This window comes from Nonomuraea sp. NPDC023979 (genome assembly GCF_040639085.1).
In the GTDB taxonomy this organism is placed as follows: Bacteria; Actinomycetota; Actinomycetes; order Streptosporangiales; family Streptosporangiaceae; genus Nonomuraea; species Nonomuraea ceibae.
The window spans coordinates 235,262-244,689 of the sequence record NZ_JBEZZG010000010.1 but is presented as its reverse complement, the minus strand read 5'-3'; the positions used below and the strand labels follow the sequence as shown (position 1 = coordinate 244,689).

General features: G+C 70.8%; 11 protein-coding genes. 4 read left to right on the top strand and 7 right to left on the bottom strand.

The genetic code is table 11. From position 1 onward, the window contains the following. Positions 1 to 116: 116 nt before the first annotated feature. From AB0G11_RS20495 to AB0G11_RS20480, 4 genes are read right to left on the bottom strand one after another with little or no spacing between them, the layout of a single operon-like run. A complete protein-coding gene (locus AB0G11_RS20495; protein WP_357587428.1) occupies positions 117 to 830 on the bottom strand; it encodes a peroxide stress protein YaaA in 714 nt (237 codons plus the stop codon). Positions 831 to 855: 25 nt separating this feature from the next. After that, positions 856 to 1,680, bottom strand: coding sequence for a carbohydrate ABC transporter permease (locus AB0G11_RS20490; protein ID WP_219510281.1), 825 nt, complete (start codon positions 1,678 to 1,680; stop codon positions 856 to 858). Beyond that, positions 1,677 to 2,576 (bottom strand): sugar ABC transporter permease, encoded by a 900-nt coding sequence (locus AB0G11_RS20485; RefSeq protein WP_219510280.1) that lies wholly within the window; start codon positions 2,574 to 2,576, stop codon positions 1,677 to 1,679. The genes AB0G11_RS20490 and AB0G11_RS20485 overlap by 4 nt, the downstream gene beginning before the upstream one ends. After that, a complete protein-coding gene (locus AB0G11_RS20480; protein ID WP_357587426.1) occupies positions 2,573 to 3,895 on the bottom strand; it encodes an extracellular solute-binding protein in 1,323 nt (440 codons plus the stop codon). Before AB0G11_RS20480 ends, AB0G11_RS20485 begins: the two co-directional genes overlap by 4 nt. An 85-nt stretch (positions 3,896 to 3,980) precedes the next feature. On the opposite strand from AB0G11_RS20480, the gene AB0G11_RS20475 reads away from it, so the two are divergent. After that, positions 3,981 to 4,679: a GNAT family N-acetyltransferase gene (locus tag AB0G11_RS20475; RefSeq protein WP_219510278.1), complete on the top strand. Its 699-nt coding sequence runs from the start codon at positions 3,981 to 3,983 to the stop codon at positions 4,677 to 4,679. Positions 4,680 to 4,782: 103 nt separating this feature from the next. Here AB0G11_RS20475 and AB0G11_RS20470 read toward each other — a convergent pair whose 3' ends face one another. Continuing rightward, a complete protein-coding gene (locus AB0G11_RS20470) occupies positions 4,783 to 5,013 on the bottom strand; it encodes a hypothetical protein (RefSeq protein ID WP_219510277.1) in 231 nt (76 codons plus the stop codon). A gap of 249 nt (positions 5,014 to 5,262) precedes the next feature. Here AB0G11_RS20470 and AB0G11_RS20465 point away from each other — a divergent pair, with 249 nt between their 5' ends. Further along, on the top strand, positions 5,263 to 7,329 hold the full coding sequence (locus AB0G11_RS20465) for a DNA topoisomerase IV subunit B (RefSeq protein WP_357587425.1): 2,067 nt from the start codon (positions 5,263 to 5,265) through the stop codon (positions 7,327 to 7,329). Positions 7,330 to 7,471: 142 nt separating this feature from the next. Here AB0G11_RS20465 and AB0G11_RS20460 read toward each other — a convergent pair whose 3' ends face one another. Beyond that, positions 7,472 to 7,963, bottom strand: a complete 492-nt coding sequence (locus AB0G11_RS20460) for a carbonic anhydrase (RefSeq protein ID WP_219510275.1) — start codon at positions 7,961 to 7,963, stop codon at positions 7,472 to 7,474. Positions 7,964 to 8,097: 134 nt separating this feature from the next. Between AB0G11_RS20460 and AB0G11_RS20455 the strand changes: the two genes are divergently transcribed. Then, on the top strand, positions 8,098 to 8,427 hold the full coding sequence (locus AB0G11_RS20455) for a hypothetical protein (protein WP_219510274.1): 330 nt from the start codon (positions 8,098 to 8,100) through the stop codon (positions 8,425 to 8,427). Here the strand turns inward: AB0G11_RS20455 and AB0G11_RS20450 are convergent. After that, entirely contained in the window at positions 8,424 to 8,987 is a 564-nt protein-coding gene (locus AB0G11_RS20450) for a thioredoxin family protein (protein ID WP_219510273.1), read from the bottom strand. The two genes, AB0G11_RS20455 and AB0G11_RS20450, sit on opposite strands and share 4 nt — an antisense overlap. A 26-nt stretch (positions 8,988 to 9,013) precedes the next feature. On the opposite strand from AB0G11_RS20450, the gene AB0G11_RS20445 reads away from it, so the two are divergent. After that, entirely contained in the window at positions 9,014 to 9,388 is a 375-nt protein-coding gene (locus AB0G11_RS20445; protein WP_219510272.1) for a VOC family protein, read from the top strand. The last annotated feature ends 40 nt before the right edge of the window (positions 9,389 to 9,428 follow it).

The window sequence follows — 9,428 nt, the reverse complement described above, 5'->3', positions numbered from 1 at the left end:
CCCGCGGCCCGCCCCCGCCCCGCTGGCGGCGTCGGCCCTCCCCCCGTTCGTGGCCCCCCCCCCTTAGTCGGGGGGGGGGCCCCCCCGGCCCCCCCCACCCCCCTTTTTTTCGTCGTTCAGAGGTCGACGTCGAGCTTGCCGGGGGCGAGCCGTACGGAGTAGCCGAGGTCGTCGAGGGCCTTGGCCAGCTCGTCGGGGGTGGTGGGCGTCAGGCCGCTCTCCAGCAGCTTCCTGGCGATCTCGCCCCGGGTGGCCTTGGCCATGTGGCTGACGACCTTGCCGTCCTTGAAGACCCGTACGGACACGCCGCGGTCGCCGGGGCGCCAGGCGCCCGCGTAGGTGGCCGAGCGCAGGTCGACGACCAGGCCGGGCAGCCGGTCCAGCTCGGCGGTGATCAGCGGGCGCCAGAAGGCCGCCAGCCCGCCCAGGGGCTTCAGCGACACGCCCATCGACAGCCGGTAGGGCGGGATGCGGTCGGACAGCCGCACGACCCCCCACAGCCCCGAGAAGATCAGCACGCTCTCCTCGGCCCTGGCCCGTGCGTCGGCGTCGAGGCCGGACAGCGCCAGGTTGTCGTAGAGCACGCCCGTGTAGAGCTCGGCGGCGGGCAGCGTGGCCGCCTCCTTGAGCGCGAGGTTCTTGGCCAGCTCGGGGGCCTGACCGGGCGACAGGCCGAGCACGCTCAGAGCGTCGCGGCGGCGCGAGGCCTTGATCAGGGCGCTCATGACCCGCCCGCGCGGGCGGCCGAGCTTGGGGAACGACAGCTCTCCGACGGGCGGGCCGTCTCCCGTGGACGCCTTGCCCTCGGACGGCGGCAGCAGAATCAGCACAGCCGAACCCTATACGCCCTGGTCATCACCGGTGGCCGGTGGTGGCGACGCCCTGCACGAAGTAGCGCTGCCCGGCGAAGAAGACGACGACGAGCGGCAGCGTGGTGATCACGCTCGCGGCCAGGACGAGCTCCCACTTGGGGTCGCCGCCCTGGTAGAACTGGTCGACGACGGCCTTCAGCCCCCGGGGCAGCGTGAACAGGCTCGGGTCCTGCAGATAGACCAGCGGCTTCATCAGGTCGAACCAGCTCGCCTTCAGCTCGAACACGAACGCGATGATCAGCGCCGGTTTCGCCAGCGGCACCGCGATCCGCCAGAACAGGTCCAGGTACGTGGCGCCGTCCACCCGGGCGGCCTCGAACACGTACCGGGGCACGCCGAGCAGGAACTGGCGCAGCAGGAAGATGTAGAACGCCGAGCCGAAGAGGTTGCCCGCCCACAGCGGCACCTGGGTCCCGGTCAGCCCGGCGGCGTGCCAGATCAGGTACGTCGGCACGAGCGTCACCGCGGCCGGGAGCATCATGGTGCCCAGCACGCTCGCGAAGATCACGTTGCGCCCGGGGAAGCGGAAGTAGGCGAACCCGAACGCCACGAAGGCGCTCGACAGCGTCACCGCGAGCGCCGCCGCCAGCCCCACGAGCACGGTGTTCACCAGCCACGCCAGCATCGGCACGGCCTCCCAGACCACCGCGTAGTTCTCCGGCGCGAACGGGTCGGGCCACGGGACGAACGGGTCGGCGAAGGTGTGGGAGCGCGGCTTGAGCGAGGCGACGACCAGCCACACGAACGGGTACAGGAAGATCACCGACGCCGCCGCGAGCATCATCCAGAAGAACGGCCGCCGCCTCACGCCCGCTCTCCCGCCTCGTAGTGCACCAGCCGCCCGCCGAGCTTCCACTGCACGAGCGTGATCAGCGCGATCACCAGGAAGAGCACCCAGGCCAGCGCCGAGGCGTAGCCCATGTGCAGGAACTGGAACGCCTGCTGGAACAGGTAGACGACGTAGAACAGCGCCGAGTCGCCCGACGCCTGCTGCGTCACCTGGTTGCCGAAGAACATGGCGTACACCTGGTCGAACATCTGCAGCGACGCGATCGTGTTGATGATCACGACGAAGAACAGCGCCGGGCTGATCATCGGCAGCGTGATCCGCCGGAACCGCGCCCACGCCCCGGCCCCGTCGATCATCGCGGCCTCGGCCAGCTCGGCGGGCACGTTCCGCAGCGCCGCGAACAGGATGATCGTCGTCGAGCCCAGGTTCCACAGCGACATGAGCACGATGCCCGGCAGGATCCAGTCCGGGTCGGTCGTCCACTGCGGCCCCTCGACGCCGAACAGGCCGAGGAACTGGTTGACCATGCCCGCCTGCCCGTTCAGCAGGAACAGGAACAGCACCCCCACCGCCACGTACGGGGTCATCGACGGCAGGTAGAAGATCGTCCGGAAGACTCCGGCGCCCCGGCCGCCGATCCGGTTCAGCATCAGCGCCAGGCCGAGCGCCAGCGTGATGGCCAGCGGCACGTGCAGGGCGGTGTAGAGCACGGTGTTGCCGATCGCCACCGCGACCTTGGGATCCTGCGCCATCCGCGCGTAGTTGGCGGTCCCGGCGAACTCCGGGCTGGAGATCAGGTCGTACTCGGTGAACGACAGGGCGAGGCTGGCGAGCATCGGGCCGAGCTGGAACAGCACCAGCCCGATGAGCCAGGGGAGCACGAAGACGTACGCCCAGCGGGTCTCCGGTCTCACGAGGCCGCCCCGTCGATGGCCTTCTGGGCCTCGGTCTGGGCGCGCCCCAGCGCGTCGGCCGGCTCCTGGCCGCCGAGCAGCACGCGGGTGCCCGCGTCCTCCCACGCCTTCCTGAACTCGGCCGCGGCGGGCGACTGCGGCACCACGAACCCGGCCGGCTGCACCGCGCGGATCGTCCTGACCGCCGCGTCGAACGGCGCCTTCCCGCTCGGCCTGACGATCTCGCCGAAGATCGTCTCGTCGGCCCTGGCGTTGCCGGTGAAGGTGCCGATGTTGACCTTGCCCTCGCGGGTGCGCTTGTCCTGGCGGGCCCGCGCGGCGGCGATCCAGGTCTCGGCGGCGGTCATCGTCTTCATCCAGCGGCAGGCGGCCTCCGGGTTGCGCGCGCCCTTCGGCACGGCCCAGGCGTTGCCGCCCACCAGGTTGACCGGCTGACCGTCGCGGCCCCGGAACGGCAGCACGGTGATCGCGACGTCCGGCGTGGTGCCGGCCATCGAGGAGACCAGGAACTGCTCGCCCAGCATCATGCCGACCTGGTCCTCGGCGAACGGGTTGCGGGCGCCGAAGAAGTCCCACGTGTCCACGAACGCCTTGAGCCGCTTCCAGCCGCCCTGCGACTCGACCAGGCGGTTCGCGTACGTCATGGCCTCGACTACGGCGGGACCGTCGAGCCCGGCGGTGCGGCCGTCGGCGGACAGCAGGTCGGCGCCGTTGGCCTTGGCCCACAGCGGCAGGAACTCGGGCAGCTTCGGGTTGAAGCCGAACCGCTCGACCTTGCCGCCGTCCGTCCTGGTCATCTTCCTGGCCAGCTCGGCGAGGCGGTCCCAGTCGGAGGTGTCGACGCTCGCCGGGTCGATCCCGGCGTCGCGGGCCGCCCGGTCGTTGACGATGAGCACGATCGAGTTGGAGAACTCGGGGATGCCGTACCAGTGGCCGTCGTAGCGCACCTGCTGCCGCGCGGCCGGGTAGAAGTCGCCGGTCGGGATGGACTCGCGGCTGATGCAGTCGTCCAGCGGCTGGATGGCGCCGCGCGCGGCGTAGCTGCCCAGCCGCTCGCGGGCCAGGTAGACCACGTCCGGCGGGTTGCCCGAGGCGACCGCCGACAGGAACGCCTGCTCGTCGAACGCGCCCTCGTTGATCCGGACCGTCACCCCCGGGTACGCCTTCTTGAAGGCGTCCACCCGGACCGTGGCGATCTCGTCGGGCAGCCCGAAGCCCATCGTGGTCAGCGACTCGCCCGCCGGGCGGCTCGGGCCGCCCACGCCGCCGCACGCGGTCAGGAGGAGCATCGCGGCGACCGCGGCAGTTGACCTGGACATGGCGACCCCTTTCACGGCCCATGTGATGGGGGAGGCACTTACCTGGAGTGATGCCGTCAAACCCGGTCGGCTAGGCTCGCGGGCCATGAACGTCGACGCTCTCGTGCACCAGGCGTGGCCCGCCTACGAGCAGGTGCGCCACGACGGCTGGATCCTGCGCCACGCGGGCGGCGTGACCAAGCGCGCGAACTCGGTGCTGCCGCTCGGCGTCCCGGCCGACCTGGGCGCGGCCATTGAGGCGGCCGAGGCGTTCTACGCGGCGCGCGGGCAGGCGTGCGCGTTCTCCATCGGGCCGGGCGCCACGCCCGGCCTCGACGCCGAGCTGGACCGGCGCGGCTACGCGCGGGCCGACCCGACCGTGGTGATGTCCGGGTCCGTCCCCGGCGAGCCCGGCCATCCTGTACGGGTCGAGGACCGGCCCTGGGATGCCTGGACGCGGACCTGGTGGCAGGTCGACGGCCGCTACGGCGACGGGCTGCGCGAGGCGGGGCGCATCCTCACGGGCGTGCCCGCCCGCTACGCGGCGGTGGAGGAGGACGGCGTGCCCGTGGCGGTCGGCAGGGGAGTGCCGCAGGGGAGCACGGAAGACGCCACGGTCGGCGTGTACTGCATGGCGACGCTGCCGTCTGCCCGCAGGCGCGGGCTGGCGCGCAGCGTGCTGCGGGCGCTGGCCGGGGGCGGGCGGGCCTACCTGGTGGTCACGGCCGGCAACGCCGCCGCCCAGGCGCTCTACCGGAGCGAGGGGCTGGAGCCGGTGGCCGCGTATCACTACCGGGTGCGCTGACCAGGCGCGCTGATCTGGCGTGTGAACGCAGAACGGCGATCCCGGGCAGGCCCGGGATCGCCGTTCTGTCATGCAATATGTGGTTATCTCAAGGCCAGCGCAGTCAGCGCTCGCCGTCGGGGGCGTGGGATCGGGTTTCGCTGAGTCGTGCCGACTCGTCCAGGATGTCGGCGCCCTTTTCGCGCAGCGCCGCGATGTGCTGACGCCCGTGGTGGGCGCAGAACAGCAGCTCCCCGCCCACGGGCAGGGTCGCGCGAATGTATGCCTGGGCACCGCAACGGTCGCAGCGGTCGAGGGCCGTCAGCGGCTTAACGGGGGCAAGAGCTCCAGTCACGTATCGCCTTTCGGGTCACCCCCGCCGAAGCGAGGATCTGGCGTCAGTCACTTGGAACAACATCTAACCGGACGTGGACGTTCCCAACCTCCCCCTCGCTACGCCCAGAGCAGAATGTGTCCGAAAGTAATGCCCAGCAGCCCGGCGGTAACGGCAAACGTGACCGCATGGCAAGCTTGTACGCGTGCGCAGGGGAAGAACGGTAGGCTACGCACACGTGTTCGATGACAAGTGACCAGAGGAGCTGGAGTGACGCTAGTGGAGGCGGGTTACACAGCTCGTCACCTGTCGGTGCTTGAGGGCCTCGAAGCCGTCCGCAAGCGACCTGGCATGTACATCGGGTCCACCGACAGCCGCGGGCTCATGCACTGTCTCTGGGAGATCGTCGACAACGGCGTCGACGAGGCGCTCGGCGGCCACTGCGACCGCATCGAGGTCGAGCTCCACGCCGACGGCTCCATCGAGGTCCGCGACAACGGCCGCGGCATCCCGGTCGACGTCGAGCCCAAGAGCGGCCTGGCCGGCGTCGAGCTCGTCTACACCAAGCTGCACGCCGGCGGGAAGTTCGGCGGCGGCTCCTACGCGGCCTCCGGCGGCCTGCACGGCGTGGGCGCCTCCGTGGTCAACGCGCTGTCGTCCCGCCTCGACGTCGAGGTCGACCGTGACGGCCGGGTCCACGAGATCAGCTTCCGGCGCGGCGTGCCGGGCGTGTTCGACGGCGACGGGCCCACCGCCAAGTTCCGCAAGAAGTCCGGCCTGCGCGACGGCGGCCCGCTGCCCAAGCGCGTCACCGGCACCCGGGTGCGGTTCTGGGCCGACAAGCAGATCTTCCTGCCCGACGCCGAGGTCTCCCTCGACGAGATCCATGTCCGGCTGCGCCAGACCGCCTTCCTGGTTCCCGGCCTCACCCTGGTCGTCATCGACAGCCGCCATGAGGAGCGCGTCGAGGAGGAGTTCCGCTTCGACGGCGGCATCTCCGAGTTCACCGAGTTCCTGGCCCGCGACGAGGCCGTCTGCGACGTGCTGCGGCTGCAGGGCGTCGGCCACTTCCACGAGACCGTCCCGGTCCTCGACGACCAGGGCCACATGACGCCCACCGAGGTGCAGCGCGAGCTGACCGTCGACGTGGCCGTGCGCTGGGGCAAGGGCTACGAGTCGACCGTGCGCTCGTTCGTCAACGTGATCGCCACCCCCAAGGGCGGCACCCACGTCACCGGCTTCGAGCGGGCGCTCGTGCGCACGATCAACGAGCAGCTGCGCGAGACCCGCCTGCTGAAGAACGGCGACGACCCGGTCAACAAGGAGGACATCTCCGAGGGCCTGACCGCCGTCGTCACCATCCGGGTGCCCGAGCCGCAGTTCGAGGGGCAGACCAAGGAGGTGCTGGGCACCTCCGCGGCCACCCGCATCGTCTCCCACGTGGTCAGCCGCGAGCTCAAGGAGCTGTTCGCCAACCCGCCGCGCGGCACGAAGCAGGCGCTGCGCGCCGTGCTGGAGAAGATCGTCGCCGCCGCCAAGGCCCGCATCGCCGCCCGCGAGCACCGGGAGAACCAGCGCCGCAAGAGCGCCCTGGAGAACTCCGCGCTCCCGGCCAAGCTCGTCGACTGCCGCAACGACGACGTCGACCGCAGCGAGCTGTTCATCGTCGAGGGCGACTCGGCGCTCGGCACCGCCAAGCTGGCCCGCGACTCCGAGTTCCAGGCCCTGCTGCCGATCCGCGGCAAGATCCTCAACGTGCAGAAGGCGTCCGTGAGCGACATGCTCAAGAACGCCGAGTGCGCCGCGATCATCCAGGTGGTCGGCGCCGGCTCGGGCCGCTCGTTCGACATCGAGGCGGCCCGCTACGGCAAGATCATCCTGATGGCCGACGCCGACGTCGACGGCGCCCACATCCGCTGCCTGCTGCTCACGCTCTTCCACCGCTACATGAAGCCGATGGTCGAGGCCGGGCGGGTCTTCGCCGCGGTCCCGCCGCTGCACCGCATCGAGCTGACCAACCCGGGCCGGGGCAAGGACAAGTACATCTACTGCTACTCCGACGGCGAGCTGCAGAAGGTGCTGCGCGACCTGGAGCGGCGCGGCAAGCGCTGGAAGGACCCGGTGCAGCGCTACAAGGGTCTGGGGGAGATGGACGCCGACCAGCTCGCCGAGACCACCATGGACCCCCGCCACCGCATCCTGCGCCGGGTCCGCATCGAGGACGTCGAAGAGGCCGAGAGTATCTTCAGCCTGCTCATGGGCAGCGACGTGGCGCCCCGGCGGGAGTTCATCGTCAAGAGCGCCGCCGAGGTCGACCGCGACCACATCGACGCCTGACCACCCCCGCCCTGCGGCCCGCCACATTGCGGGCCGCCACCCAGCGGCCCGCCATCCTGCGGCCCGCCATCCTGCGGCCCGCCATCCTGCGGGCGCCATCCTGCCGGGGCGCTAACCCCGCGAGCCGGCGCTTCGCGGGGCGCTACCCCACGGGCCGCAACACGCCCGAGCGCACGTCGTAGATCGCTCCCTGCACCGGCATGTCCGCCGGCAGGAAGGGCGAGGACGTGATGCGGGTCAGGTCGTGCAGCAGCGCGGCGTGCTGGTCAGGCACCGTGTGAAACTCCAGGCTGCGCGTGTCGACGCCGTTGCTCTGCGTCAGGTCGTGCACGTCGGCGTCCGTCACCTTCGTCATGCCGCAGTCGGTGTGCGGCATGACGAGCACCCGGCGCACGCCGAGCAGGTAGACGCCCAGCACCAGCGTGCGCAGCACGTCGTCGGTGACGCGGGCGCCCGCGTTGCGCAGGATCTTGGCGTCGCCGGGCTTGAGCCCCAGCAGTCCGAGCGGGTCGATCCGTGAGTCCATGCAGGTGACCACCGCGAGCCCGCGTGCGGCGGTGCCGGTGAGCCCAGACTCCTTGAACTTCTCAGCAAACTTCGCGTTACCGGCGAAAACGTCGTCGAAGGCATCCATGTCCTTGATGATCCCATGCTCGTCCCCCGCGAAAACGTGGGGTGGCGGACTGTCGTACTTCGCGAACGACCCCCGATCACTGCTAGCTTTGCGTGATGATGTGCTAGCCCAACGTGACGTAGAAGAGGGTCGTCTTGAGCAGGTCCGAGTCGCTCGCCGCGTATTTCCGAGCCCAGGCCAGGCGCCGCCTGGACCGTGTGGAGTCCAACGACGGCGGCCGCAACGCCAGATGCGCCCTGGCCCTGCTCGACGCCGCCGCCTACGCCGCGGCGCTGCCCGACGACGACCCGCTCATCCTCATGCTCGACCAGGCCGGCTGCTACGGGCCGCTCGGGTGCGAGGACTTCAACCCCGGCCCGGCCGGCGACCGGCTGGTGCGCGGCTGGCAGGGCGGCGAGCCGCACGAGCTGCTGCTGTCGCTGCCCGCCACGATCACCGCCGCCACCGAATGGGAGTCACACTAGGCCGGCGCGTTGCCGGGCTTCCACTTGATGCCGCAGCCGATCGCCGGCACCTGATCCGCGCTGACCGGCACACCCTCCAGCAGCGCGTCGATCGCGGCCCGCACCGACGAGCCCGTCACCGGCACCCCGTTGCCGGGCCGCGAGCCGTCGAACTCACCCCGGTAGGCCAGCCGGAAGTCGGCGTCGTAGAGGAACAGATCGGGCGTGCATGCGGCCCGGTAGGCCTTGGCGACCTCCTGCGTGTCGTCCAGCAGATACGGGAAGCCGAACCCCGCCCGGGCCGCCTGCTCGGCCAGGTGTGTCGGGTCGTCGTCCGGGTAGTTCACGCTGTCGTTGCTGCAGATGGCGACGACCGACAGGCGTGACCCGTAGTCGGCGGCCAACGCGCCCAGGCCGTGCTCGATGTGGCGGACGTACGGGCAGTGGTTGGACAGGAAGACCACGAGCGTGGCCGGCGAGCCGCGCAGATCGCCGAGCGAGACGCTGCCGCCGCTGACGGCGGTGAGGTCGAACGGGGGCGCGGGCGTGCCGAGAGGAACCATGAACGAGTTCGCAGCCATGCGGACCATCATCCCGGAGGTGAGCCATGAAGGGCATCGCGGAGTACCACTCCACGGTGATCGACTGCCCCGACCCGAAGAAGCTGGCGGACTTCTACTCCCGGCTGTTCGGCTGGCCGGTGATCTATGACGAGGACGACTGGGTCGTGCTGAAGGACACCGGCTCGTCGATGCGCCTGGCCTTCCAGCGGGTCGGCGACTTCCGGCCGCCCGTCTGGCCCGAGGGGGAGCGGCCCCAGCAGCTCCACATCGACACCGTCGTCGACGACCTGGACGCGGCCGAGGAGCAGGTGCTCAAGTTCGGCGCCACCAAGCACGAGGTCCAGCCGAGCGAGAGCGACAACTTCCGCGTCTACCTCGACCCGGCCGGCCACCCGTTCTGTCTCACGATCGCCGACTGACCCAGGTACCGGCCCACACGCCCGCCCCGCGCCCGGCCGT